The sequence below is a fragment of the Amycolatopsis sp. NPDC003731 genome (assembly GCF_053586895.1).
In genome coordinates this window covers 1-25,528 of sequence record NZ_JBSFNC010000132.1, presented here as the reverse complement: position 1 = coordinate 25,528, position 25,528 = coordinate 1, and the positions used below count along the sequence as shown (strand labels likewise).

Annotated in this window: 24 protein-coding genes, 2 tRNA genes and 1 pseudogene; 20 read left to right on the top strand and 7 right to left on the bottom strand. The window is 68.0% G+C overall.

The features are described 5' to 3' along the window. Nucleotides 1-771 (top strand): DddA-like double-stranded DNA deaminase toxin (locus ACWDN5_RS36695; RefSeq protein ID WP_449679516.1); only part of this gene is annotated, 771 nt, incomplete at its 5' end. After that, complete coding sequence (locus ACWDN5_RS36690) at nucleotides 765-1,184, top strand: Imm1 family immunity protein (RefSeq protein ID WP_449679515.1); 420 nt, start codon at nucleotides 765-767, stop codon at nucleotides 1,182-1,184. The genes ACWDN5_RS36695 and ACWDN5_RS36690, both read left to right, overlap by 7 nt. Nucleotides 1,185-1,199: 15 nt before the next feature. On the opposite strand, the gene ACWDN5_RS36685 is transcribed toward ACWDN5_RS36690, so the two are convergent. Next, nucleotides 1,200-3,155 (bottom strand): serine/threonine-protein kinase, encoded by a 1,956-nt coding sequence (locus ACWDN5_RS36685; protein ID WP_449679514.1) that lies wholly within the window; start codon nucleotides 3,153-3,155, stop codon nucleotides 1,200-1,202. Nucleotides 3,156-3,188: 33 nt separating this feature from the next. After that, nucleotides 3,189-4,097: a hypothetical protein gene (locus tag ACWDN5_RS36680; RefSeq protein WP_449679513.1), complete on the bottom strand. Its 909-nt coding sequence runs from the start codon at nucleotides 4,095-4,097 to the stop codon at nucleotides 3,189-3,191. Nucleotides 4,098-4,307: 210 nt separating this feature from the next. On the opposite strand from ACWDN5_RS36680, the gene ACWDN5_RS36675 reads away from it, so the two are divergent. The 9 genes from ACWDN5_RS36675 (at nucleotide 4,308) to ACWDN5_RS36635 (ending at nucleotide 11,701) form a co-directional block, all read left to right on the top strand. Next, the gene (locus ACWDN5_RS36675; RefSeq protein ID WP_449679512.1) at nucleotides 4,308-4,610 is read left to right on the top strand and encodes a hypothetical protein; all 303 of its coding nucleotides are present in this window, start codon (nucleotides 4,308-4,310) and stop codon (nucleotides 4,608-4,610) included. Nucleotides 4,611-4,794: 184 nt separating this feature from the next. Further along, entirely contained in the window at nucleotides 4,795-5,172 is a 378-nt protein-coding gene (locus ACWDN5_RS36670; RefSeq protein WP_449679511.1) for a hypothetical protein, read from the top strand. Between the two features lie 7 nt (nucleotides 5,173-5,179). Next, entirely contained in the window at nucleotides 5,180-5,425 is a 246-nt protein-coding gene (locus ACWDN5_RS36665; protein WP_449679510.1) for a hypothetical protein, read from the top strand. 10 nt (nucleotides 5,426-5,435) lie between these two features. Continuing rightward, nucleotides 5,436-5,621, top strand: a complete 186-nt coding sequence (locus tag ACWDN5_RS36660; protein WP_449679509.1) for a hypothetical protein — start codon at nucleotides 5,436-5,438, stop codon at nucleotides 5,619-5,621. Between the two features lie 833 nt (nucleotides 5,622-6,454). Continuing rightward, on the top strand, nucleotides 6,455-8,623 hold the full coding sequence (locus tag ACWDN5_RS36655; RefSeq protein WP_449679508.1) for a type IV secretory system conjugative DNA transfer family protein: 2,169 nt from the start codon (nucleotides 6,455-6,457) through the stop codon (nucleotides 8,621-8,623). A 124-nt stretch (nucleotides 8,624-8,747) separates the two neighbouring features. Beyond that, entirely contained in the window at nucleotides 8,748-9,569 is an 822-nt protein-coding gene (locus ACWDN5_RS36650; protein WP_449679507.1) for a replication-relaxation family protein, read from the top strand. Next, nucleotides 9,566-10,606 carry a DNA-methyltransferase gene (locus ACWDN5_RS36645; protein WP_449679506.1) on the top strand — a complete coding sequence of 347 codons (1,041 nt, stop codon included), beginning with the start codon at nucleotides 9,566-9,568 and terminating at the stop codon, nucleotides 10,604-10,606. The genes ACWDN5_RS36650 and ACWDN5_RS36645 overlap by 4 nt, the downstream gene beginning before the upstream one ends. After that, nucleotides 10,603-11,061 (top strand): hypothetical protein, encoded by a 459-nt coding sequence (locus ACWDN5_RS36640; protein ID WP_449679505.1) that lies wholly within the window; start codon nucleotides 10,603-10,605, stop codon nucleotides 11,059-11,061. Before ACWDN5_RS36645 ends, ACWDN5_RS36640 begins: the two co-directional genes overlap by 4 nt. A gap of 181 nt (nucleotides 11,062-11,242) precedes the next feature. Then, complete coding sequence (locus ACWDN5_RS36635; RefSeq protein ID WP_449679504.1) at nucleotides 11,243-11,701, top strand: recombinase family protein; 459 nt, start codon at nucleotides 11,243-11,245, stop codon at nucleotides 11,699-11,701. Between the two features lie 326 nt (nucleotides 11,702-12,027). Here ACWDN5_RS36635 and ACWDN5_RS36630 read toward each other — a convergent pair whose 3' ends face one another. Further along, nucleotides 12,028-12,150 (bottom strand): hypothetical protein, encoded by a 123-nt coding sequence (locus ACWDN5_RS36630; protein WP_449679503.1) that lies wholly within the window; start codon nucleotides 12,148-12,150, stop codon nucleotides 12,028-12,030. On the opposite strand from ACWDN5_RS36630, the pseudogene ACWDN5_RS36625 reads away from it, so the two are divergent. Continuing rightward, nucleotides 12,136-12,822: pseudogene (locus ACWDN5_RS36625) on the top strand (recombinase family protein); the annotation flags it as partial. The gene ACWDN5_RS36630 and the pseudogene ACWDN5_RS36625 overlap by 15 nt on opposite strands. Here the strand turns inward: ACWDN5_RS36625 and ACWDN5_RS36620 are convergent. Both ACWDN5_RS36620 and ACWDN5_RS36615 read right to left on the bottom strand, forming a co-directional pair. Continuing rightward, on the bottom strand, nucleotides 12,712-13,041 hold the full coding sequence (locus ACWDN5_RS36620; protein ID WP_449679502.1) for a hypothetical protein: 330 nt from the start codon (nucleotides 13,039-13,041) through the stop codon (nucleotides 12,712-12,714). The pseudogene ACWDN5_RS36625 and the gene ACWDN5_RS36620 overlap by 111 nt on opposite strands. A gap of 523 nt (nucleotides 13,042-13,564) precedes the next feature. Next, nucleotides 13,565-13,641, bottom strand: a tRNA-Pro gene (locus ACWDN5_RS36615). Between the two features lie 80 nt (nucleotides 13,642-13,721). On the opposite strand from ACWDN5_RS36615, the gene ACWDN5_RS36610 reads away from it, so the two are divergent. Next, nucleotides 13,722-13,795: transfer RNA gene (locus ACWDN5_RS36610), tRNA-Gly, on the top strand. Here ACWDN5_RS36610 and ACWDN5_RS36605 read toward each other — a convergent pair. Continuing rightward, the gene (locus ACWDN5_RS36605) at nucleotides 13,747-18,432 is read right to left on the bottom strand and encodes a HAMP domain-containing protein (RefSeq protein ID WP_449679518.1); all 4,686 of its coding nucleotides are present in this window, start codon (nucleotides 18,430-18,432) and stop codon (nucleotides 13,747-13,749) included. The genes ACWDN5_RS36610 and ACWDN5_RS36605 overlap by 49 nt on opposite strands. Before the next feature lie 139 nt (nucleotides 18,433-18,571). On the opposite strand from ACWDN5_RS36605, the gene ACWDN5_RS36600 reads away from it, so the two are divergent. Both ACWDN5_RS36600 and ACWDN5_RS36595 read left to right on the top strand, forming a co-directional pair. Then, a complete protein-coding gene (locus ACWDN5_RS36600; RefSeq protein WP_449679501.1) occupies nucleotides 18,572-20,125 on the top strand; it encodes a SpoIIE family protein phosphatase in 1,554 nt (517 codons plus the stop codon). An 86-nt stretch (nucleotides 20,126-20,211) separates the two neighbouring features. Next, the gene (locus tag ACWDN5_RS36595) at nucleotides 20,212-20,754 is read left to right on the top strand and encodes a type 1 glutamine amidotransferase domain-containing protein (RefSeq protein WP_310972196.1); all 543 of its coding nucleotides are present in this window, start codon (nucleotides 20,212-20,214) and stop codon (nucleotides 20,752-20,754) included. 345 nt (nucleotides 20,755-21,099) lie between these two features. Here ACWDN5_RS36595 and ACWDN5_RS36590 read toward each other — a convergent pair whose 3' ends face one another. Next, entirely contained in the window at nucleotides 21,100-21,510 is a 411-nt protein-coding gene (locus tag ACWDN5_RS36590; protein ID WP_310972198.1) for a hypothetical protein, read from the bottom strand. 153 nt (nucleotides 21,511-21,663) lie between these two features. On the opposite strand from ACWDN5_RS36590, the gene ACWDN5_RS36585 reads away from it, so the two are divergent. The 5 genes from ACWDN5_RS36585 to ACWDN5_RS36565 all read left to right on the top strand — a co-directional run bounded on the left by ACWDN5_RS36585 (nucleotide 21,664) and on the right by ACWDN5_RS36565 (nucleotide 25,490). Beyond that, entirely contained in the window at nucleotides 21,664-22,089 is a 426-nt protein-coding gene (locus ACWDN5_RS36585; RefSeq protein WP_449679500.1) for a helix-turn-helix domain-containing protein, read from the top strand. Continuing rightward, a complete protein-coding gene (locus ACWDN5_RS36580) occupies nucleotides 22,086-22,940 on the top strand; it encodes an alpha/beta fold hydrolase (protein WP_449679499.1) in 855 nt (284 codons plus the stop codon). The genes ACWDN5_RS36585 and ACWDN5_RS36580 overlap by 4 nt, the downstream gene beginning before the upstream one ends. Nucleotides 22,941-23,064: 124 nt before the next feature. Beyond that, nucleotides 23,065-24,150: a WD40/YVTN/BNR-like repeat-containing protein gene (locus ACWDN5_RS36575; RefSeq protein ID WP_449679517.1), complete on the top strand. Its 1,086-nt coding sequence runs from the start codon at nucleotides 23,065-23,067 to the stop codon at nucleotides 24,148-24,150. Nucleotides 24,151-24,326: 176 nt separating this feature from the next. After that, complete coding sequence (locus ACWDN5_RS36570) at nucleotides 24,327-25,166, top strand: SAM-dependent methyltransferase (RefSeq protein WP_310972204.1); 840 nt, start codon at nucleotides 24,327-24,329, stop codon at nucleotides 25,164-25,166. A gap of 87 nt (nucleotides 25,167-25,253) precedes the next feature. After that, nucleotides 25,254-25,490 (top strand): hypothetical protein, encoded by a 237-nt coding sequence (locus ACWDN5_RS36565; protein WP_449679498.1) that lies wholly within the window; start codon nucleotides 25,254-25,256, stop codon nucleotides 25,488-25,490. Nucleotides 25,491-25,528: the final 38 nt, after the last annotated feature.

Below are 25,528 nucleotides of genomic sequence, written 5' to 3'. Positions count from 1 at the left end.
GCCGTGCTGAAGAACGGCGTCCACCAGGGCCACCGCTTCCCGGTGGAGCTGCCGCCGGTCGCGGCCCGGGAACTGGCCGAAGCCCTGACGCAAGCCGCCAGCCTGCTCGAAGAAGCCGCCCAAGCCCTCGGACAGACCGGGTCAGAGCAGCCGGAGATGACGCAGGCTGCGGGCGGCCTGGGGACCGCAGCCCAAGGTGCCAGCGAGATAGCCGGTCTGGTCGGTCGCGCCAGCGGAGCGCTCAGCGGCTACCTCGAACGCCTCGGGGCGAGCACACCGCCGGAGGAAGCGGGCGGCCCGGCTGGTTCGCCGACACAGCCACCAGCTGCGCCCGCGCCGGCCTCGGCGGTGCCGGACGGTCAGCGGCTCACTCGGGAACAAGCCGAAGCCCTCCAAGCCGAGCTGCCGCCGCCGGTTGTCGCCAACTCGGGCGTCAAGACGCACGGGCAATGGGTCGACGAGCACGGCCAGGCCCACCCGATTGCCAGCGGACGGGACGAGGACTCGGCGCGAGCCTGGGCCATCTTGCAAGAGCGTGGCATTCCGGTACCAGCGGAGACGACACGGGTATCGGACGTGGAACAGAAGCTGGCCGCCCGCATGGTGCACGAAGGTCGCAAGCACCTCGACGTGGCCCTTAATAACCGGCCGTGCAAGGGTCCGTACGGTTGCGACACGTTGGTGCCGGTTATCCTGCCCGAGGGCTATTCCATGACGGTACACGCACCGCGGTACCGCAAGACGTTTACCGGAGGAGCAAAGCCGTGGTGACGCTGGAAGTCTGGTACAACCAGGAACCGGACAACGACTACGCCGAGGGTGACCCACCGATTCTGGTGAGCACGGCCGCCGAGCTTGACGCCCTGATTGCTCAGGTCCAAGCCGACACGAAAGGCTTGCCCGTCCCCTCGATGATTGAGTGCTCCGTCCAGGGCGACCCGCGACGTGGGGTGTTTGACATGGGCATTGGCCAAGAAACCGGCTTCGTCATGTTCATGACGCCCCGAGCAGCGCACACGGTCGGCGACGCCAACCTGACGGGTAACGTCGTCTACGACTACATGGGTAACGCCAGCGAGATACCCGCAAGCTACGAGGTCCCGCTAGCTGAGACACGACGGGTGGCGGTGGCATTTTTGGAGCGGGAAGAGCTGCCAAACGAAGCGCAAGCATCGAATAAATAAGCTGCGGCTCCGAGGTCAGTGCAGCCTCTTTAGCCAACGCATCGCGAGCATAGACAGGCGCACGACCGCCAAGCCCGTGAGCAACCAGAGCCCAATGGAAGCCAGCCACTGCCACATGCCGGTGGTGTCGCGGTCGTAGAGGTTGCCAGCCCATGGGGTCGCTGCGTCCGTGAACTTGGCGGCGAAGATGAGCGACAGTAGGCCGACGAGGAGCCAGACGGAGGCGCGGGTGCGCGGGTCGTGCAGGAGACGTCTTAGCGGCCGCCGTCTGCGCTTGACATTGAGGAGGCTGCCATGGGGTCTCTGTGATCTGTCATGATCCGGCCGGCTTGGGGCAGTCCTCGGGCCCGACGGCACCTGATCTCGCACTACCCGGCTCACACCGCGCCAGGTGCCCGCCGGCTGCGGCCCCTGAGTACCTGACGAGTGCGGGAGCGTGCCTTCGGCGGCGCCTGCGAACCAGCTGGCCCAGCGGTCGATAAACTCGTCGAGATTGCCGGGTCGCAGCGGCGTGAACGGCCAAGCGACGCGCATCAGACTGTCGTCGGCGATCCACTTCAGCGCGCGGACGACGAGTGTGTCGGTGGGTTCTCCAGCGCAGGGCAAGTATCGGCCGCGCGGCAGCCAACCATACTGGTGGATGGCATCGTCCTGGTTTCTCGGGACTTCTGCGTACCTGAAGGCCGTCTCGAACCAGGCGAACCGTCCAGGTTGTTGCGCGTCACAAAACCACAGGGAGTGCGCCCGCCCGACGTGTCCGCCAGACTTCAGCGACGAATCGCCCACCGCGACGAAGCAGGTGGCGATGACCTCAAACGGGAGATTGGTGAGATTGGGGTGGACGTACCCACTGGGCCCGCTAGGCCTCTTTCGTTCGAATCGCTTTATGACACCAAACACTAGCTTTGCCGGTCCAAGTCCGAGCTGCCAGCCCTCTTTGTCGCCGATGTTGTCCACGACGCAATGCGGCGCATGATCCAGCATGGCGACTTTTAGCTCGCGACAAATCGTTGCCCACTGAGTATGTGCGTCATCGAAGAGAGCGTTGGCGCGTTCAGCTCTTATGTTCGCTTCAACCTTTTGATACGCCTCTTCTGAGCGCCGGGTCGACTCAGTGAGGTTGGCGCGCTGTAGGGCGCTTGCACCTCTTGCGAGTACGGGGGTGACTCCACCAGTCATTGCAGACCAGACTCGTTCTAAGTCGTTCCTGAGATCGTCAGGAGTCAGGCGGGATCCCGGATCTTTGCATAGGCACTGAGTCACGATGGCGGCGAGGCGCGGTGAGACAGTGGCGAGTGCAGGCGGGTGGGCGTGGAGGTGCTGTCGCCTCAGGTCCGGGCGTGCAAACGGGCGCGAGCCGGTGAGCAACTCGAAGGCGATGATGCCAAAGGCGTAGACGTCCGTGAAGGCGTCGGCCGTTTCGCCGCGCCACTGCTCCGGGGCGGCATATTCCTGCGTCATGCGGTATCGGGCGGTGTCGGTGGCGGTGGTGTCAGTGCTGTAGCGGGCGATGCCGAAATCGGACACACACCATGCGCCGTTGAGATAGAGGACGTTCTCGGGTTTGAGGTCGCGGTGGACAATGCCGACCTTGCCGTCGATGGTGCGGGCGCGTGCCAGTTCGACCAGCGCACGGGCGATATCCAGGAGGATCACCAGAGCGTCGCGCTCCGGCAGGACACGGCCTACCGACTCGGCATAGTCGCGCAGCGACTGCCTGGCCTTCGCCATGAGCAGGGCCCAGTGCGTGTCTGTCTCTTCGAGATCCAAGACGGGGATAACGTTTGGGACGCCGTGCAGGTCGCCCGCGATGAGCCATTCACGGGAGGCGCCCGGTAACTTTGGCACGAGCTTTATGACGTGTGGCTTGTAGCCGTCGCAGGTGGCGAGGTGGACGCGGCCGGCCCCGCCCGACCCGATGGGCTCATCGCTCAGCTCCCAGTGCTGGCCGCCGAGGATCACGCTCGCCATGGCGCTCCTGTCTCCTCCCCGGTGCCCTAACTCCTACCGACCATCCGGCGTCGGACTGTTGATGGTGTCGGGTCGGTCGCGTCTGCGGCGCTCAGCGACCGCTCGCACCTGCTCGTACTCCTCCCCTAGGTGTCGCTGCAGCCAGAGATTTGTTGCAGCCTTGCCGTCAAGAACCGCCAGCAGGAGATGTATCTCGCTGATGACGAGCTGACTGTCACGCATGGCATGTCGGGCCGCCACCTGCACGTCAAGACGTTCCACCCAGTCGAACGAGACGAAGGGCGAGTGCTTTTTGTCCGAATCGAGGGTCTGCATGAGCTGATCGCGGATCTCGCCACTGAGACCGAACCGGACAGCGTCGAAGCACTGGGCGGCCCGGCTTTCCGGCAGGTCGAGAAGGGTCACCAGGAGGTCTGACGTGTAGAAGGCGCGGCCTTGAGTCCGGCAAGCATCGCGGGTGGCGTCAAGCGCTTGCTGAAGCTCGCCGGAGAGTTTGACGAGGCGGGTAAGGAAGTGCGGTTGGACGGGTGGCGATAGCGCCGGTTCCGCTTCAGGCTCTGCCAGCCCCAAGGCCGCGCTTGCGTTGATCATCCGTTCGGCGATCTCGCCGATGGCCTCCCTAAAGATGCGGCGGCTGGTTCCCATGGGAACTTGGAGATCAGACTTACAGTCTTTGTTAAGCCACTCCCAGCGCGCCTGCAAACCTTTTTCGTAGATTTCAGGATAGCTACTAATATTGAATCCAACTGCCGCGATTCGTCTGTTTCGTTGCGCTTCGCGCTCCTTGATTTGCAGGCGTTGCCCCCAGCGCGGCTGTAGAACTTGGATATGCCCATTTAGAGCACGGGCGATACATTGCCTAATGAATTTTGAGTCATCGTTTAGATCGAGCGTCCAGCATTGAGCAAGCTTGCGCAGCTTTCCATGCAGCAGGGCGATCAAGTCTTCGCGCCGAACTCCCCGGTCTTGGGATAGCATCTGGAGGAGCGCGATGAGTTCGTCTCGCTTAGAGTTGAGCATTGCGTCTCTGTCCGTCATGTTACCGCCCGCTGGTCGTTAGTCTTGCTCCAGGCTAGCACCGGCGACACCTCTCCCTTTGACAAAAACTCCCGACCAGCAATAATGGTACTTAGTTAATGAGTCACCTTTCATATGGTCGAAAAGTCACATTCACCCGAGCAAGACGATGGGCGATTTTGGCTACAGAACAACGATTCTTACCTCGCAGAGGAATACAGGCTCCCTAAGCCCAATTACTTCAACGAGGATGTGACTGATGAAGAGCGTGCTGCCATGAAATCATGGGAAGATCAGCATCCCTTGGGCAAATCAAAAATGACGACCAAAAAGTGGCAGAAGAACTGGTACGCCGCCCTAGATGAGTTGCGCCTGCAACGTGCTCGCGAGCAGGTCGAGAAGGCCGCAGAGTCGCCCACGGACAACACTGAGAGCTAGCGTCTGTCCATGATCAGTGCCCAAATGACTCGGCGAAACCCTGCGCTGAGCTGGGTAAACGAGGTGCTCAAGATCTTCTCCCAGTGTCCAAATAGTAGCGTCTGCACTCCTCAGGCCTGTCTACTTTTCGGTGTCAGCCGGACGCCAGCGCAACCCGCGCAGTCCGCAACCGAAGGAGACAAAGATGGACAGGTTCCAAGCCGCCACCGAGGCCTACGGCCGGGTGGTCAACGGCCAGGGCGGGCCGCAGCCTGACTACGGCCTCGCCCGGAGAGCCCCGAGCTCGCCGGTGCGGCGAGTGCCCGATCCGGTCAGCTACTCCAGCGACGTGACTGAGCGAGACCGTTACTACCGGGCGGCATCGACGCTCTACACGGGTGGCGAGTTGGTCGAAACGGCCTTCGACCGCGTCGAGGAGTCAGACCGGCGGATTCAGCGGGCGCGGGATCGCGGCGTGTCGCCGCTGACGCTGTCGCTCATGGAGCGGATGCACGTCACGTACGGAGCGAGCGCGTCGTACCTTATCGACGACTACTGCAATAGACCGTACGAGCGGTGGTGAGACCACTATGCTCACGGTCGCGTGCGTCATTGCGGTGGTGCTGCTCATCGCCTTCAACATCTGCATGCTCGGCTCGTACCAGCACGACCTGCGGCGTTTGGATCAACGCATCCAGGAGTCGGAAGCCGCCTGCCAGGAACTCCAACGCTTCATGAAGCGGTTCACCGAACACCAGCTCAACGCGCTGTGGAACCGCGCCCAAGCTGACGTGGACCAAGAAATTATTCGAGCGCGTAAGCGCAACCGAGTCTGAGGAGGTAGTCGTGAGCAAGAGCAAGTCACCAATGGACGCCGTCCTTGGTAAGTTCCGCTCGGTCATGGTGACGATCTTCGTCCTGATGTTCGGGCTGGGCGTGGCGCACGCTATGCCCGTCCAGCTGATCTACGCGCTCGGCATTCTGTCGGCGTTGTTCCTGGTGCGCCTCTACATGGAGCGCAGGCGCCGCTAGCCGGCGACGGCATCACCTCTTTAATCCCAACCTATTCGAGCCGGGGCGGAGCTATGCCCACTGGGCGGCGCTGCCCCGGCAGGAAGGAGACAGGCCATGCCTCGAAAGACTCGCAAGGAACTGATTGAATCGGACGGCGTAAACGAGGAGTTGATCCAGTCGGCACGTGACCTGGGCTGCAGACTGTTGACCTGGAGCCTGCACCGGCAGTGGCGGCGTACTCGGACGCCCACAGGCCGCGCTATCTCGCAGATCACGGCCGCCAATCTTAAATATCAGTTCAAGCAAACATTTCTGATTTGTGCTATCTAGCAGATTTCTTGCAAAGTTTCGTCTGGTAGTTTTCTACTTGTCGCTGCAGCCGATCGCTTTTTGGCCTGTGGATAATTACCTTGAAGGCCTTGTTGGGCCTCGGGAATAATTGAAAGTCCTGAACGCGTCGCCAGGAGTCACCCTGCGGAGATTTCCTGGAAGTCCTCTCCGTCACTGGATCTGCGCTGGCGAACGCGCTCAGGTGTTACACACAACAACTTCCTTGGAACAAGGGGGCTGCTGCATATCTCATTTATGCGCCGAGCGTGCAGCAGTGTCAAGCACGTCAGGCTTTATTAGAGATGTACGCACACTTCCCCTCGTTTCGAGACATATCGAAAGGAGGGTTTTTATGTCCGAGTCAGAGCAACCTGTAACGGTCACGGCCGAGGAACGGGTGCATCCGGCGATTCGCAAGCTGGCCCGAGCGTGCATCGCGCTGGCACGGTTTCGGCTGGGTAGGCAGCCGGCGCCGGGCGCGAAGTCGGGGGCCGCCGCGCCGCAATCCGCGGAGGCGCGGCATGAGTGACCTGGTGTGGTTCGAACTGTTCCCGCCCCGCGATGTGAGCGTCGCTGCGGTGGTGAAGCTGCTGCGGCCGCTGGCGACACGGCCGAAGACGGGTCTGCTCCAGCGCACGCCGGTGGTGGTGTTTGAGGCCTGGCTGACCTCGAACCTGGTGCGGTGGGCGGTGGCCCTCGACCCGCACATCGCTTCCAGCCTGCCAAGCCAGTTGCGGGCTCAGCTGCCCGAACTGGAGCTGACCCCGGCGGCCGCGGCCCGCCGGCCGGAGCCGCAGTTGGCCGCTGACCTGCGGCTGTCGAGTTTCGCGTTTCCGCTGCGGCTCGATACCGCTGAGGCCGTGAGTGCGGGGGTGTTGGCGGTAGCGGGGATGCTCGGCCCGCACGAGTCAGCAGTCCTGCAGTGGGTAGTGGGACCGTCCTACCAGCGTGCCGAGCGTCCGCAGGCCTTCAATTTGGAAGAGGCGCTGGGCTTCAAGGAGCGCACCTCCCCCTCTGCGCATGAGCAGCAGGCCTGGCGGCAAAAGGCTGGAGAGCCACTCTACGGCGGGCGTTGCCGAGTAGGTGCAACGGCGGCGACGCCGGAACGGATTAGCGTCATCATCCGGTCGGTGGTGGGGGCGCTGTCGCTGGCAAACTCCAGTCACTGCACGATCCGCTCAACGCTCTACACGGCGGCGCGGGCTCGTGACCTGGTGACCTTGCGCCGACCGGCCCTCAACTGGTCATCGGTGGTCTCCAGCTCGGAGCTGGCGGGCCTGCTGGGCTGGCCGCTCGGCGGTGTGACGGTGCCGGGCCAGAGTTCCCGGCTGGCACCGGTACCGAAGCAGCTCCTGCGCCCGCGGGTCGCCCTCGGTGCTGACCGGGTGCTGGGAGCCAGCTTGCATCCCGCTGACGACGGCCAGCTGGTGACGATGCCGCTGGCAACCAGCGTGCATAACACCGTCGTGACCGGCCCCACGGGCTCGGGCAAGAGCAACGAATTGGCGGCCTTGATCCTTGCGGATGCGGCGGCCGGGCACGGCGTGCTGGTGATCGAGCCGCGCGGGGACCTGATCGAGGACGTCCTGCGCCGGCTCCCGGTCCACCGTCACGCCGACGTGGTGGTGATCGACCCAGCCGACGACGATCAGGTGGGATTCAACGTACTGGCTGGTCCTGTGCAACAGGCTGAGCAGCGAGCCGATGAGTTGGTCGGGCTATTCCGCGCCCTATACGGAACCGCGATTGGGCCGCGCTCGGCAGACGTCCTGATGCACAGCCTGCTCACGGCGGCCCGCCTCCCGGACGGCACGCTAGCCGACATCCCGATCTTGCTGGCGAGCGAGCCGTTCCGACGGCGGGCAGTGGTGCAGGTCGGCGATCCGCTGGTACTGGGTCAGTGGTGGAGCTGGTTCGACCACTTGTCGCCGGGCGAGCAGCAGCAGGTGACGGCTCCGGTGGGGAACAAGCTCCGGGCCTTCCTGGCTCGGCAGCCGATCCGGCGGATGCTGGCGCAGCCCCATCCGAAGTTCTCGTTTGACGAGTTGTTCTCCGGTCGTCCGCGCGTGGTGCTGGTCAACCTCAACCGCGGCGTGATCGGGCCGGAGGCGGCCCGGTTGCTCGGGGCCATGTTGCTCTCAGCCGCCTGGGCGGCGGCTCAGCGGCGCGCGCGATTACCAAAGGGTCAGCGGTATCCGGTGGCGCTGCACATCGACGAGTTTCAAGATTTTCTCGGCGCGCTTGACTTCGGGGAAGTCTTGGCGCAATGCCGGGGGCTTGGTGTATCAATCACGGCCGCCCATCAGCACCTACGGCAGCTCAGCACCCACCTGCTGGCGGCGGTGACGGCCAACGCCCGCTCGCGGCTGTCGTTCCGGCCGTCACCCGACGACGCGGCCGCCCTGGCGCGGGTGTTCGGCGCGCCGGTGACCGAATCTGACCTGCTGGGGCTGGGCGCCTTCCAGGCCTGCGCCCGGCTGCTGGTCGACAGCACCATGACGCCTCCGTTTGCCGTCCAGACGTTGCCGCTGCCGGCTGCGCGGACTGACGCGCAGCGGCTACGGCAGACCAGCCGCGAGCGCTACGCCGCGTCCGGCGCGGAGGTCGACGCCGCGCTCGTGCGTCGCTGGCGCGGTGACGACGGCGGGCAGCCCGAGGTGCCGTTTTCGGTCCAGCGGAGGACGCCATGAGGCGGCTCGGCGCGGTTGGAAGGGCCGTCATTCGCTTAGCCGTTCCCTGCTGCCAACGCTGCCCGCTGACCACGGGAAACACGACTCAACTACCACCGAAATTCTCGGCTCAAGGAGGTGACTCATGACCCCTCGAATCACTCACACCCGCGCGGCCCTCCTGCGGGACCGCCTCAGCCCCGTCGACCTGGAGGTGTTGGCGTCGCTGTACCGGCTGCGGCTGCTGACCTCGCGGCAAATCCAGCGGCTCCATCCTCCGGCAGGCTCGGCCTTGGCGCAGGCGCGGCGCACTCGCGCGCGGTTGCAACGGCTGCGCGAACTCAGGGTCATCGTCCACCTCGGCCGCCGGGTCGGTGGCCTGCAGCCGGGCTCTGGCGCGGCCATCTTCGGGCTATCAGGGCTGGGACTGGCGGTCCTGGGGGTGAACGGTCCCTACGGTCGTCGCCGCCGGACGGTCTGGGACACCAAGCCGCACTTCACCCGGCACGTGCTGGCGGTGGCCGAGGTGTGCGTTGGCTTGACCGAAGCCGCCCGAAGCCAGCCGGGAGTGGACCTGTTGGCTTTCGACGGCGAACCGGCGGCCTGGCGCATGTTCACCGGGCCGACTGGAGCCTCGCTCACCCTGCGCCCCGATGCCTACGTGCGAGTCGGCGTCGGCGACTACGAGCGGGTGGCGTTCCTGGAAGTGGACATGTCCACCGAGAGTGTGCCGACCCTGAGGCGGCGCTGCGACCGCTACGTGTCGTTCTGGCGCAGCCGCACCGAGCAGCAAGCACGCGGCATCTTCCCGCAAATCCTGTGGCTGTCCCCCGATGACCACGGAGTGACGCGGCTGCGCGAGGAGGTGATCGACCGCCTCCAGGCTGACGTCCGGTTCCTGTTTGCCGTCGCGCGACAGGCCGACGGCCCGGCGCTGCTGACCGCGTCGGTGGAGGCCATGGCATGAGCGCGCGGGACTTTCCTCGTAACCGCATCCTGGTCGGCGACGTCCGCGACCGCCTGGGGGAGCTACCCGACGCGTCGGTGGACTGCGTGATCACGTCGCCGCCGTACTTCGCCATGAGGGACTACGGCAGCGACGGGCAGATCGGCGCGGAAGCGACGGTTGAAGCCTGGGCCGAGGAAATCGCGGGGGTCTGCGACCAGCTGGCGCGGGTGCTGGTGCCAACGGGTTCGCTGCTGTTAACCCTGGGCGACGGCTACAGCCGTCATCCCCGGGAGGGGGCCGAGAAGAAGTCGCTGTTGCTCGGGCCCAGTCGAGTCGCGCTGCGCCTCACCCGTTCCGGGTGGCTATTGCGCAACACCATCGTGTGGGCGAAGCCGAACCCGACGCCGTCGAGCGTGCGTGACCGGTTCACCAACGCCCACGAGTACGTGTACTTCTTTACCCGGCAGGCGAACTATCACTTCGACCTGGACGCCGTGCGGGAGCCCGCCAAGACCGCGGGCGCCGGCCGGACCTCGAGGCGAGCTAGGCCCTCACTGCCGCGCACGGCGGTGCCGAGCCTGGGCGGCGGCCGGAGCCCGCGCGTGGACCTGAACCACGGGCTGGCCCGGCTGAAGCGGGCCGGGATATCCAGCCACCCGTTAGGGAAAAATCCGACCGACTGCTGGTCTGAAGCAACAGGAAGCTACCGGGGCGCGCACTTCGCCACATTCCCGCTCCGTCTCGTGCGGCGGGGGTTGCTGGCCACCTGCCCGGAGCGGGTCTGCCAGCAGTGCGCTGCCCCGTGGCAGCGGGCACCGCAGCGCCTGCACGGTCGGCTGCTGGCGACGGGACCGCTGCGACCCACTTGCCCTTGCCGGGCCGACTGGCGGCCGGGGATCGTACTTGATCCGTTCATTGGTTCTGGGACCACGGCGGTAGCCGCCGAGATGTACGGCCGGGACTGGGTCGGCATCGAGTTGAATCCAGCTTACGCGCGGCTGGCCGAAGAGCGATTGGCCGCGTGGCGGGTCACTCAGGCGAAGGCGGTCTCTTGACCGTCTTCGCCTCCCGCGCCGCCTTGTCGGTGGCCTGCGGTCGCTCATCCCAGTTCTTGCGCACCGGTGCAGACATGGGCGACCGCACCAACACCGAGGAGGACGACGTGTCCGAACCACGAGGCGTCAAGACGCTGGGGATCAAGGTTCCCGACGCCCTGCACGCGCAATTCACGCTGGTAGCACAGCTCGACGGGATTTCGCTCAACGATGCCGCGTTGCGGGCGGTCGAGCTCTACGTCAGCACGAAGCGGCAAGAGCCCGACTTCGCCCAGCGCGCCGCTGCCGCGCTGGAGGAGATCGAGAAGGAGGCCGCCGCTCGGCGGGCTTCCATCGAGGGGCTGTTCGGCACCACGGCCGAAGCAGTCGCCGATTCGGCTGGGGCCGCCCAAGCGGACGAGGCCGCTCCGGAGGTCCAGCCAACAACGCGCGGGCGGCGCAAGCTCACCAGTTGACGCGCACCTCACGGTGGCGGGTGGCGGCCTTACGGCTGCTACCCGCCACCCCAAACCAACGATTGGAACCTTCCCGAGAAATAAGGACAGGATGTCCTGTCTTGGCACTTCCTAAAAAGACTGAAAAAATGAACGGAAGGAAACGTGATAATGGCTCCATGAAGCCAACGGGAGAACTGCTATGGCCAAATCAACCCAAAGCGCCAAGGCGCTCATTTACCTGCGGGTGGCCCGGGACGAGCCGCCGCACGAGGCTGCCGCCCGGCAACGACGCGCCTGCGAACGGCGGGCTGCCGAACTGGGCTTAGAGGTCGCCGGGGTCTACACCGACCAGGGCTCAGGCAACAGCTTGAGCCGACCCGGCCTGGCCGCCCTTCTCGACGACCTCGACCGCCGGGACGACGTGACCTACGTGATCGCCTTCGACCACAGCCGGGTTGCCCTAAGAATTGGCGACTACAGCAAGGTGGCCTGGGCGATTAGCAAGGCTGGAGCCCGGCTCGAAATCGCCAGCGCACCGCACCGCGAGGCGACGGAAGTCGAACTGCAGCTGATCGCGCGGATCGGGTCAGTGCAGCTGACGGAGACGGTCGCGAAGCCGCCGTCATGGCCGGACGAACCAGATAGCAGCACTTTGTGAGCATTCGGAGAGGAGAACTATTAATGTCAACACCTGAACAACAACCTATTGGCCCCGCACCGAAGCCTCTCGCCCTCGACGCCCTTCGCGTCGTCCGGCCAGGCAAGTCTCGAAGTGGCGCAGCCCCGAAGAACGAGGGCTTGGCCGGCTTCATCTACCTGCGGGTCAGTACCCGTGAGCAGGCTCGCACCGGTGGCGGTGCCGAGGGCTACTCCATCCCCGCCCAACGTGAAGCCTGCTATGCGCGGGCGGCGCAGCAGAGTGTCACCATCGTGGGGGAGTACGTCGACGCCGGAGAGTCTGCCCGCTCTGCTCAGCGGGACGACCTACAGCGGATGCTCGGCGACATCAAGAAGGAGCGGCCGGACTTCGTCTTCGTCCACAAGATCGACCGGCTGGCCCGCAATCGCGAAGACGACATCGCCATCAACATCATGCTTCGCAAGCACGGCGTCAAGCTCGTCTCCTGCACCGAGAACGTCGACGACACGCCCAGCGGCAAGCTTCTCTACGGCCTCATGGCTGAGATTGCCCAGTTCTACTCCGCCAACCTCGCCGAGGAAGTCAAGAAAGGTTTAGTCCGTAAGGCTATGGAGGGTGGCACCCCCTTCTATGCTCCGCTGGGCTACTACAACCGCCGCGAGACGCGCGAGGGCGTCGAACGCTCTTGGGTCGAGCTGGACCCCGAGCGGGCCGAGATCATCCGCTGGTGCCTGGAGCAGTACGCCACCGGCGAGTGGAGCGCCATCGATCTCACGCTCGCTGCTCAGGCCAAAGGCCTCACCAGTCGTCCTAACCGCAAGCGTCCCGCCAAGCCCATCGGTCTCACCGGCATGTACCACATCTTGGCCAATCCCTACTACGTCGGCGTCGTCAGCTATCAAGGCATCCACTACGAGGGCAAGCATCCGACACTCGTTGAGCCCGACGTCTGGCTGGCCGTTCAACACGTCCTGGCCGCTCACAACCACACCGGCGAAAAAGATCGCACCCATAACCACTACCTGCGCTCAACCATCTATTGCGGCAACTGCGGTGGTCGCAAGGTCTACTCGCAGCACCAGGACAACGGGGGCGTCTACGCCTACTTCCACTGCGTCAAGCGCAAGACCAAGACGAACAACTGTCAGCGTCGGGCCGTCCGGGTCGAGAAGGTCGAAGAGGGGATCGCCGACTTCTACCGCAGCTTCTGTGTCCGACCTGAACACGCCGACCAAATCCGGGTGGCCGTCCGCGAGGAACTGGCGGCCCAGCAGGCTGAAGCCAGCCGTAGCCTGGAGCGTGCCCGCCGTAACAGGCAGCGCGTCGAAGACGAGCGTCAGAAGCTGCTCCGGGCTCACTACGCAGGAGCCATCCCCGAGGATCTCCTGGCCTCTGAGATGAAGCGCCTGACCCGCCAGCTCGCAGCCGCCGACGGTGAGATCAAGGCAGCCCAGGCTGCCACCGCCGACATCGAAGCCACCCTCGATCGAGCCTTAGCTGCCGCCAGCCACTGCGAGGTCGCCTACCTCAGCGCACCCAATCCCCTTCGCCGGCAGATCAACCAGGGCTTCTTCGAGAAGCTCTACATCGCAGAAGACGGCAGCGTCGAGAGGGCCGACTTCACGGAGCCCTTCGCTGCACTGCATGAGGCTGGGCAGGTCATTCGACTCTCCGCCCCGTCCATACCCGCCGATCCGGCGCCCCAGACCGCCACTGGCGAGGCAGACAACACCGCCCCGGCCAGTCCTGCCGCCGACCGTGCACCGTCGTCTCGCGCCGTCGTGGCGACGTTCGGCGAGCGCATCGCCGTCGCGGAACGTACACGCACAAACACGCCCGGCGAGCGTCTGCTCGTCGGGCGTGGTGTGAAAGATGAATACCTGGTCGGGATGACAGGATTTGAACCTGCGACCCTCCGCTCCCAAAGCGGATGCGCTACCAAGCTGCGCCACATCCCGGGTCCACCCCCAGGGGGGTGTGTGATCAGCCTAGCGGGTCACGCTAAGCTATCCGCGCACCCGGGTACCTCCGGGGGCACGCGGGTGTAGCTCAATGGTAGAGCCCTAGTCTTCCAAACTAGCTACGCGGGTTCGATTCCCGTCACCCGCTCCATCGTCGTAAGAGGCGGCGTCGCGGGTCGATGCGGCGTCCGCTTCCAGGGACGCCGCGATCACGTCCAGCAGCTTGTCCGTGTCCACCGGCTTCGTGATGTAGTCGTCCGCGCCGCTGGCCAGTGTCCGGGCGCGGTCCTCCGCGGTGGCCTTGGCTGTGACCGCGATCACCGGCAGGTCGGCGTTGGCCGCCTCGGCGCGGATGGCCGCGATCGTGGCGTTGCCGTCCAGTTCCGGCATCATCACGTCCATCAGGACCAGCGCCGTGTCCTCGTTGCGCTCCAGGGCGCGGATGCCGTCGACGCCCGTCTCCGCGTAGATCACGTCCAGGCCCGCCTGCTCCAGGACCGCCGCGAGGGCGAACACGTTGCGCAGGTCGTCGTCGACGATCAGGACCTTCTCGCCGTGGAAGCGCTTGGGGGTCACGTCCGGGGCGGCCACCAGCACCGTGCTCGGCACGGACGGCAGCCGCGGGGAGGACAGCGCCGTCAGGGCCGGGTCCACCAGGTTGGCCGCCGCCACCGGGAGGTACAGGGTGAACGTCGATCCCACGCCCGGCTCGCTCACCACGCGCAGCTCGCCGCCCAGGAGCTCGGTGAGCTGCTGGCTGATGTTCAGGCCCAGGCCCGTGCCGCCGTACTTGCGGCTGGTCGTGCCGTCCGCCTGGCGGAACGCCTCGAAGATGACCGCCAGCTTCTCCTCCGGGATGCCGATGCCGGTGTCCTCGACCGCGAACGCGATGATGCCCGGCGCGTTCTTCAGGGACTCCTGCTCCACCTCCGCCGGGTCCGCCGCGCGGATGTGCAACCGCACGCCGCCCTCGTTGGTGAACTTCGCGGCGTTCGACAGCAGGTTCCGCAGGATCTGCTGGAGGCGGTGCTCGTCCGTGTGGACGCTGCCGGGCACCGGCGGGTCGATGTGGACGGCGAACTCCAGGCCCTTGTCCGCGGTCAGCGGGCGGCACAGGGACTCGACGTAGTCCACCAGCTCCGGCAGCGTGATGTCGGACATCTGCATGTCCAGCCGGCCGGCCTCGACCTTGGCCAGGTCCAGGATGTCGTTGATCAGCTGCTGCAGGTCCGACCCGGCCGCGTAGATCGTCTTCGCGAACTGGATCTGCTTCTCGGTCAGGTTCCCTTCCGGGTTCTCCGACAGCAGCTTCGCCAGGATCAACGCGCTGTTGAGCGGCGTCCGCAGCTCGTGCGACATGTTCGCCATGAACTCGGTCTTGTACTGCGACGCCACCGTCAGCTGCCCGGCCCGCTCCTCGAGCTCCTGCCGGGCCTGCTCGATCTCGCTGTTCTTGACCTCGATGTCGCGGTTCTGCTGGGCCAGCAGCGCCGCCTTCTCGGCCAGCTCGGTGTTGGACCGCCGCAGCTCGCCCTGCTGGGCCTGCAGCTGCTCCGACCGGGCCCGCAGCTCCTGGGCCAGCCGTTGCGACTCGGTCAGCAGCGCTTCGGTCCGCGAGTTCGACAGGATCGTGTTCACGTTGACGCCGATCGTGTGCCGCAGCTGCTCCAGCAGGTCCTGGTGGACCGTGCTGAACTCGTTCACCGAGGCCAGCTCCAGCACCCCGAGCACCTCGCCCTGGAACAGCACCGGCAGCACGATCAGGTTCACCGGCGCGGCCGAGCCGAGCCCGGAGGAGATCAGCGCGTACTCCGGCGGCGCGTTGTGCACCAGGACCGTGCGCTGGTCGACCGCGGCCTGCCCGATCAGCGACTCGCCCATCGCGAACCGCAGCCCCGCGCGGGACTCCGCGAGCCCGTACGCCGCGATGCACTCGAGCACCGTGCCGTCCCGGTCGTCTTCGCGGGCCAGGAAGAACGCGCCCTGCTGCGCCCGGACCAGCGGGGCCAGCTCGGACAGGATCAGGGCCGCGACCGAGACCAGGTCGCGGTGCCCCTGCATCCGGCCCGACAGCTGCGCGAGGTTCGTCTTCAGCCAGTCCTGCTCGCGGTTGGTCCTCGTCGTCTCCTTGAGGTTCGCGATCATCTGGTTGATGTTGTCCTTGAGGTCGGCCAGCTCGCCGTTCGCCTCGACGGTGATGTGCCGGGTCAGGTCGCCCGCGGTCACCGCCGTCGCCACCTGGCCGATCGCGCGGACCTGGGTGGTCAGGTTCCCGGCCAGCCGGTTCACGCTCTCGGTGAGCCGCTGCCAGGTGCCGGACACGCCGTCGACCTCGGCCTGGCCGCCCAGCTTGCCTTCGGTGCCGACCTCGCGCGCCACGCGCGTGACCTCGGAGGCGAACGCCGAGAGCTGGTCGACCATCGTGTTCATCGTGGTCTTGAGCTCGAGGATCTCGCCCCGGGCGTCGACGTCGATCTTCTTCGTCAGGTCGCCCTTCGCGACCGCCGTCGTGACCTGCGAGATGTTGCGCACCTGGCTGGTCAGGTTGTGCGCCATGAAGTTGACGTTCTCGGTGAGGTCCTTCCACGTCCCGGCGACGCCGGGGACGCGGGCCTGGCCGCCGAGGATGCCTTCGGTGCCGACCTCGCGGGCGACCCGGGTGACCTCGTCGGCGAACGCCCGCAGCGTCTCGACCATCCCGTTCAGCGTCTCGGCCAGCGCCGCGACCTCGCCCTGGGCCTCGATCCGGATCTTCTTCGACAGGTCGCCGTTGGCCACCGCGCTCGCCACGGTGGCGATGTTGCGCACCTGGTCGGTCAGGTTGTCGGCCATGACGTTGACGTTGTCGGTGAGGTCCTTCCAGGTGCCCGCGACGCCGCGGACCCGCGCCTGGCCGCCGAGGATGCCTTCCGTACCGACTTCGCGCGCCACGCGGGTGACTTCGTCGGCGAAGGCGGACAGCTGGTCGACCATCGTGTTCAGCGTGGTCTTGAGCTCGAGGATCTCGCCGCGGGCGTCGACGGTGATCTTCTGCGTCAGGTCGCCCTTCGCCACCGCCGCCGTCACCGTGGCGATGTTGCGGACCTGGTCGGTCAGGTTGTTCGCCATCGAGTTGACGTTGTCGGTGAGGTCCTTCCAGGTCCCGGCGACGCCGGGCACGGCGGCCTGGCCGCCGAGCTTCCCCTCGGTGCCGACCTCGCGCGCCACCCGGGTGACTTCGTCCGCGAAGGCGGACAGCTGATCCACCATCGTGTTCAGCGTGGTCTTGAGTTCCAGGATCTCGCCGCGGGCGTCCACGGCGATCTTCTGCGTCAGGTCGCCGCGCGCGACGGCCGTCGCGACCTGGGCGATGTTGCGGACCTGGGTGGTCAGGTTGTTCGCCATGAAGTTCACGGACCCGGTCAGGTCGCGCCACGTGCCCGCGACGCCGGGGACCTGCGCCTGCCCGCCCAGCTGACCCTCGGTACCGACCTCGCGCGCCACTCGGGTGACTTCGTCGGCGAACGCCGAGAGCTGGTCCACCATGGTGTTCATGGTCGTCTTGAGCTCGAAGAACTCGCCGCGCGCGTCGACGGTGATCTTCTGCGTCAGGTCGCCCTTCGCCACCGCCGTGGTCACGTGCGAGATGTTGCGGACCTGGTCGGTGAGGTTGTCGGCCATCTGGTTGACCGAGTCGGTGAGGCTGCGCCACGTCCCGGCCGCGCCGGGCACCTCCGCCTGCCCGCCCAGCTTGCCCTCGCTGCCGACCTCGCGCGCCACGCGGGTGACTTCGCCGGCGAAGGCCGAGAGCTGGTCGACCATCGTGTTCAGCGTGTTCTTCAGCTGCAGGATCTCGCCGCGGGCGTCGACGTCGATCTTCTTCGTCAGGTCGCCGCTGGCCACCGCGGTCGCCACCTGGGAGATCCCGCGGACCTGGTCGGTCAGGTTGTCGGCCATCAGGTTGACCGAGTCGGTGAGGTCGCGCCACGTCCCGGCGACGCCCGGCACCTGCGCCTGGCCGCCGAGCTTGCCGTCCGAGCCGACCTCGCGGGAGACGCGGGTGACCTCGTCGGCGAACGCCGAGAGCTGGTCGACCATCGTGTTGATGGTGTTCTTGAGCTCGAGGATCTCGCCGCGGGCGTCGACGTTGATCTTCTGGGTCAGGTCGCCGCGCGCGACGGCCGTGGTGACCTGGGCGATGTTGCGGACCTGCTCGGTGAGGTTGTCGGCCATGAAGTTGACCGAGTCGGTGAGGTCGCGCCAGGTGCCCGACACGCCCGGGACGACGGCCTGGCCGCCGAGACGTCCCTCACCCGCGATCTCGCGGGAGAGCCTCGTCACTTCGGCGGCGAAGCGCGACAGCTGCGCGATGAGGCCGTTGACCGTCTTCGCCAGCGTGGCGTACGCGCCCTGCAGCGGGCGCCCGTCGAGGGTCAGCGTCATCGGCTGGGACAGGTCGCCGTCGGCGACCCCGCCGAGCACCCGCTCCAGCTCGATCGCCGGCCGGGTGAGGTCCTCGACCAGGCCGTTCACCGCGTCGACGGCGGTGGCCCAGCCGCCGGTGCCGACCTGGCCTTCGAGCCGCTCGCTGAGCCGGCCCTCCTGCCCGACGGCCGCGCGGACCCGCAGCAGCTCGCTGACCAGCCGCTGGTTGCGCTCGGCGATGTCGTTGAACGCGACGGCGAGCTGCGCCGAGATGCCGTCGCCGTGCGGGACGAGCCGCCGGCGGAAGTTGCCGTCCCCGAGATCCCGCACCGCGACCAGCACCCGCTCCAGCGCGGCCGCTTCGCTCTGGGATTCCGTTGTCATGTGTGCCGACCCTCTCCACCACGCATGCGCCAGCCATGGTCGTCGACCCAGCGTGCCATGCTTCGCCCTACACTTCGAGCCAGCCCGCCCGCTCACGCGGTAGCCGTGCGACAGCAGTCCGGAGGCAGGAGGTCCGTGCATGGTGTCACGTCCGGCCCCGGCCTCGGCGGCCCTGCCGCCGATGACCGGTGACGGCGGGCCGCCGGGCATCGACGCCTTCACCCGAGCGGCCCTCGAAGACGTCCGGGACGCGGTGTTCCTGCAGGACGACGCCGGGGTGGTGCGCTGGGCGAACCCGGCGGCGCGGGCCCTGACCGGCGACGCCGAGCCCCAGCTCAACGCTGCCTCCGAGACGTCCGGCCACGTCGAAGCGGCCGGTCACCGGCGTCCGGCGCGGATCCGGGCCCTGCCTGGCGGCTGGCACTCCTGGACCGTGCGCGCGGACGACGTCCCGCGGCGGCACGTCGGGGACTTCCTGGCCGAGGCCGGCCCGCGGCTGGCCGCCGCCCGCGGGCGGCACGGCACCGCCCGGGTGATCGCCGAGCTGGCCGCGTCCGCGCTGGCCGAGACCGTCTTCGTGCTGCTGCCGACCACCCGCGGCCGCTGGGAGTGGTGGAGCTGCGAGCGGCCGGCCGCGCAGGGCCACGGCCGGATCCGGCGGGTTCCGGCCCAGACCGCGCCGGTGCTGGCGGCGACGTTCGGGGCCGTCGGGCCGCCCCAGCAGGCGCCGGTGCCCGAGCCCGAGGTCGCCACGCTGCCATCGGTGGTCGCCGACCGGTTCGGAGGGCACGCCGACGTCTCGGTCGTTTCGCTCGGGCCCAACGCGAGCGCCGGGGTCACCGGTGCCCTGCTGCTGGGCCGCCGCGGCGACGCCGAGTTCGGCGCCGAGCAGTCCCGTGCGGTCGCGGAGTTCGCCGTGGCGGCCGGGACGGCGCTGGCCAACGCCCAGCGCTACGCCCGGCAGGAAGAGGCGACCCGCGGCCTGGAGACGACGCTGCGCCCGGCCGACCCGCCGGAGCTCGACGGCGCCCGGTTCGAGACCTGGTACGAGCCGGCGGGCGGGGTCCTCACCGTCGGCGGCGACTTCTTCGACGTCCTGCCCCGCGACGACGGCAGCGCGTTCCTGGTGCTCGGCGACGTCTGCGGCAAGGGCCCCGAGGCCGCCGCGCTGACCGGCCGGGTCCGGCACGCCCTGACCGCGCTCGCGATGGTCGAGCGCGACGGCCGCACGCTGCTGCGCCTGCTCAACGAGCTGCTCATCGCCGGCGGCAGCAGCCGGTTCGCCACCCTGGTGCTCGGCTCGGCCCGGCCCTCCGACGGCGGGATCGGCCTCACCCTGGCCTCCGGCGGCCACCCGGCACCGCTGGTCGTCCGGCGCTCGGGCGTGGTCGAGGAGGTCACGGTGCCGGGCACGCTGGTCGGCATCTCGCCGCAGGCCCGCTTCGCCGAGGCGGAGGTGCGTTTGGAGCGCGGCGACGTCTGTCTCCTGTACACCGACGGCATCACCGAAGCCCGCAACCGGCACGACCAGACGGAACTCTTCGGAGACGACCGGTTGCGCGCCGTACTCACGGCGGCGGCCGGGGAGCCCGCCCGGGAGGTCGTGCGGCAGCTGCGCCAGTCGGTCCGGGACTGGCTCGGGAGCTCCTCACATGACGATATCGCGGTGCTCGCCATCGAATGTGCGGACTGATTACACTGTCCATTTTGGACTTGGTTTGACGCCGGAACGACGGGGTAATTACCCCGGTGCACTCAGTTTTCCGACGGAGGAGCCCCATGGCGAACGCATTGCAAGGACGCCGGGTCGCGATCCTGGCCGCGGACGGCGTCGAACAGGTCGAGCTGGAAAAGCCGCGCCAGGCCGTCCTCGACGAGGGCGCGACGGTCGAGCTGGTGTCCCTGGACACCGGCGAGATCCAGGCGATGAACGGCGACATCGACAAGGGTGACCGGTTCGCGGTGGACCGGAAGGTCGCCGACGTCGAAATCGGCGACTTCGACGCGCTGCTGCTGCCCGGCGGCACGATGAACCCGGACAACCTCCGCACGGACGCCGCGGCGGTGAAGTTCGTGGGCGACTTCGTGCGGGCCGGCAAGCCGGTCGGGGTGATCTGCCACGGTCCGTGGACGCTCGTCGAAGCGGATGTCGTGCGTGGTCGCACGCTGACGTCGTACCCGAGCATCCGGACGGACCTGCGTAACGCCGGTGCCACCGTGGTCGACGAAGAGGTGGTAGTGGACAACGGACTGGTCTCCAGCCGTAACCCGGACGACCTGCCGGCCTTCTGCCGGACGGTCGTGCAGGAGTTCGCGGGCTGAGGCCCGCGTCCTCTGTGGACGTTCACCCGTCCGTGTCTTAAGTCCCGCTTAAATCTGTTGGCTTTCGGCGCCGCGGCGGAGGACGCTGTTGGTGTGACGAGGATCGCCCGACGAGAGGAGGTGGACGCGATGACTGTGCACGCAAGGCGCTACGGCCGCTGGTGCCGTGAACACTTCGACGCGATCGCCGCCGAGGGCGTTCCCGCACCCCGCGGTGGCGAGCCCGCCGACCAGGCCCTGCCGGCACCCGAGCCGGAGCCGGTCCAACCCGGTGCCGAACAGCCTCAGCCTCGATAGCCCACGAAGAAGGCCTCCCCGGCGTACCGGGGAGGCCTTCTTCGTGGCTCAGCGGTAGCTGCGCCGGTACCAGACGCGCCGCGGGCCGGGCACGCCGATCCGCGCGATGACGTCGGTCAGGATGGCGCCGATGATCAGCCAGAGGACGGCGGCGAGGCCGTCGTTCAGGAACGTCCGCAACCCCTCCGAGTCCGGCGTGAAGAGGTTCCGCAGGCCGAGCGACACGCCCGCCGACCACTCCGAGATCAGGTGCGCGAAGCCGTTGGCCGAGTTCGCCCCGCCCAGCACCAGCACGATGTGCACGGCCAGGACCAGCGCGAACACCGCACAGACCAGGTGGATCAGGGCGTTGATCGTGCGCACGACCCGGATGCGCGGGTGGGTGCGCTCCACGATCTCTTCGGTAGGGGCGGGCTCGTACGGCGTTCCGTACGGCTCCGGAGGCGGGGGATACGGCATCGTCGGCGTCCCTTCGACTGTCCGATGTGGACGTATCTGCGTGGGCAGGAACAACACCTCGGAGTACCCGTCACCCGGGTGAGCGAACCGCATGCTCCTCAAACTTCCCTATTAAGGGAGTGATAGGGTAGTTTGAGGAACGCAAGGAGGGTCATGGCGCAGGACGTCTTGTCCGTCGAACAGGTCGCCGCGAAGCTCGGCCTGCACGTCCGGACGGTCCGGAACTACGTGCGGGACGGGCGGCTGAAGGCGGTCCGGATCGGCAAGCAGTACCGGATCACGGCCGAGGACCTGGCGGCCTTCACCGGGCTGCCGGTGGCCGAGCGGGCCGCGGGCCCGGTCGCGGAGCTGTCGGGGGTCGTCGAGCTCGCCGGCGTCGACCGGGCGGGCGCGGACCGGATCGCGACCATGGTCGTGGCCTCGGTGAACGGGCCGCGCGACGGGGATGAGCGGCCGTTGCGCGTCGAGACCATCTACGACGGGGAGCGCGCCACCATGAAGATCATCGTGCTCGGCGACCTGGCGGCCGGGGCCGACCTGCTGCGGTGGGTCGCCTCGATCGCGGAGAACCTGACGTGACCGCGGTCTACCGGTCGGCGGCCGGGGCGGCCGCGGTCCGCGAGCGCTACGACACGCTGCTGGACCGGTGGCCGGTGCCGTCCGAGCGCCGCACGCCGGCCACTCGGCTGGGGGACACCTTCGCCGTGGTGTCCGGTCCGGTGGCCGCGCCGCCGGTCGTCGCGCTGCAGGGGTCCGGCGGCACGGCCGCGCACTGGCTGCCGGACATCGCCACGTTGGCCGGGCGGCTGCGGGTGTACGCGGTCGACGCGCCCGGCGAGCCGGGCCGGACCGTCGAGGCGCGGCCCGCGCTCGGGTCGCCCGCGTACGCCGAGTGGCTGGACGACGTCCTCGACGGGCTCGAACTGCCGCGCGCGGCGTTCCTCGGCACCTCGCTGGGCGGCTGGTGGGCACTGGATTACGCGCTTCGCCGTCCGGAGCGGGTCGCCGCGCTGGCCCTGGTCAACCCGTCCGGCCTCGGCCGGCGCCGGACCGCGCCGCTGCTGAAGTTCGCCGCCTACAGCCTCTTCGGCGACTGGGGCCGCCGCCGGTCGCTGGCCATGGTCGCCCACGGCAGCCCGCCCGACCCGGGGCGGCGCGCGGTCGGCGAGTTCACCCTGGCGACGTTCGAGCACTTCAAGCCGCGGCTGGGGGCGATCCCGGTGTTCCCGGTGGAGCGCCTGCGGGAACTGGCGATGCCGGTGCAGGCGCAGTTCGGGGCGCGCGACGTCCTGCTCGACCAGCGAGACGCGGCGGCGAACCTGCGGCAGGCCCTCCCGGACGCCGACGTCCGGCTGACCGAGGACGCCGGGCACTTCCTGCCGGGCTGGGCCGCGCTCGCGACGACGTTCTTGGAAGGGAAGCGATCGTGATCGCCGGCCGCGGTGCCGACGGCCCCGCCGAGCTCGGCGCCCGGCCGGCCGCACCGCGCTGAGCCGGGCGGCGCAACCGTCCCGTGCTGGGCAACCATCGCCGGGCGCGGGGCGTCAGGTGATCATGAGATGTGCGCTGCTGGTGTCCGTCATCGCCCTCCTGACCGCGTTCGCCTCGCCCGCGACCGCGGACCCGGTGATCCCGTCCGGATTCCAACCGGCCTCGACGAGCTGGACCGGCCCGGACACCGGGTACGTCCTGGGGTACTCGCCGTGCGCGCAGACGTGGTGCCCGGCGCTGCTGGGCACGACCGACGCCGGACGGCACTGGCGGCGGCTGGGCGCGCCGCCGATGTCGCTGCCGGACAACCACAACCACGTGGCGCTGCGGTTCTTCGGTGACCGCGTCGCCTACGTCGAAGACGGCGTCCACGTGCTCGCGACCCGCGACGGCGGGGCCAGCTGGCGTCCGGTCACCCTGGCCGGGGCGCGGGAGCCGTACTACCTCTCGAAGATCGCCGAGACCGGCGGGCGCGTCTTCGCGCTGCTGACCAGCTACGGCGAGGGCCACGGCTCGACCCGGTTGTACTCGGGGGCCGCCGGTTCGCCGGTTCTGGTCCCGGTGCCCGGGTTCGAGGTCACCGGCGGCCTCACGTACGGCGACCTGGCGATCGGCGGCGGCCTGCAGGTCGCGCTCGGCGCGGACTACGGCACCGAGCGGTACTGGACCTCCCGCGACGGCGCCCGGTTCACCCCGGCGGAGCCGCCGTGCCCGGAAGGGCAGGTGGCCTCGCTCGCGGGCGTCCGCGAGCGCCAGGTGGTGGCGTTGTGCAGCGGCAGCCCGGGCTCGCCGCAGCCGGGTTCGATGGAACGGCACCTGCGCCACGCCCCGCAGCTCGGTGCGCGGTTCAGCGGGGAAGACGCGGTGCCGTTCGCGGGCATCAACCAGGGCTTCGCGGCGGCCTCGCCGACGTCGGCGACGGTCGCGGCCATCGGCGGCGGGGTGGGGTTCCTGCACCACACGGCGGACGGCGGCCGGACGTGGACGACGCTGGAGCTGCCGGAGCGGGGCTTCGCGTTGACCGATCTCGACTTCCCCGGCGGCGGCACGGGAGTCGTCGTCGACGGGCAGCCGGACGCCTTCGGCGGGTCCGCGGTGTACCGGACCACGGATGGGGGACGGACGTGGCGGGAATTGCGTTTCCCGTAACGATCTCCGGGCCGGGTGGCGCCCCGATCGGGTCGTTGTCCCTGGCAGGCAAGGCCCTTGTGCCCGGTTCACTTGGTGCACCCCATGTCGTAATCTGAGCACTGTCCGTCGCCGGACACGGTGAGCGAAGCCCGGGCAGGGGTGCCGCCACCACGCGCAGAGTGGGAGAGCAGCCGATGACGCCTGGCGACCTGCGGTCCGGAACCGAGGGCGGTGCGGCCGCCCTCGATTTCAGCAAGGCGAGCCTGGCCCGGTTGTCCGACGCGCTGCTCGGCGGGCACGACCACTACGAAGTGGACCGCGAGGCCATGCGGCGTCTCCTGGCCATCGCGCCCGGCGCGCGGGCGATGGCGAAGGAGCACCGGGACTGGCTGGTGCGCGCGGTGCGGTTCCTGGCCGGCAAACGCGGCATCGACCAGTTCCTCGACCTGGGTTCCGGCATGCCGACGGCGGAAAACACCCACGAGGTGGCGCAGCGGTACAACCCGGACGCGCAGGTGGTGTACGTCGACAACGACCCGGTCGTGCAGGTGCACGGCCGGGCGCTGCTCGAAGAGAACTACCTGACCCACGTGACCGGCGCCGACCTGACGCGGCCGGCCGAGACCCTCGCCGACGAGGTCGTCAAGGAGTACCTGGACTTCACCCGGCCGGTGGCGCTGATCCTCACCTCGATCGTGCACCACATCGACGACTACGACCGCGCGAAGTCGATCGTCGCGGAGTACGTGGCCGCGCTCGCGCCCGGGTCGTTCCTGCTGCTCACGCACAACTTCGACCCGGAAGAAGACTCCCCGCGCCAGGAGCTCGCGCGGCTGCTGGAGACCAGCTTCCAGGGCACCGGCCTGGGCAGCGTGTACCGCAACCGGGACCAGATCGCGGGCTTCTTCGAAGGCACCGAGCTGCTCCGGCCCGGGCTGGTCTACCTGCACGAATGGTGGCCGGACGGCCCGCGGCTGCACCCGCTGGGCGAGCTCAACTTCCTGACGCTGGGCGGGGTCGCCCGCAAGCAGTGACCAATTCCCCCGTTCGGCGGACAAGCGTGCCGGGTTCATGATTGTTTGTCCCTTGTACGTGTTCAGAGAGAACCGGGGGACAGACAAGTGAAGAAGAAGCTCGCAGCCGCCGCCGTCATGGGCGCGCTGGCGTCGACGGTCGTGTTCGCGCCGCCGGCCAGCGCGGGGGACAGCCAGATCATGAAGTACCAGTGGAGCTACGGCGCGGCCTACGAGTACGAGTGCTACGCCGACGGCCAGTGGTACGTGCAGACCGGCGGGTTCGTCCGGTTCGAGTGCCGTCCCACGACCTGGTCGTGGGAACTGTGGGCCGTCGTGCGGTAACCGCCGTTGCCGGCCGCCTCGGGGGACTTGGCGTCCCC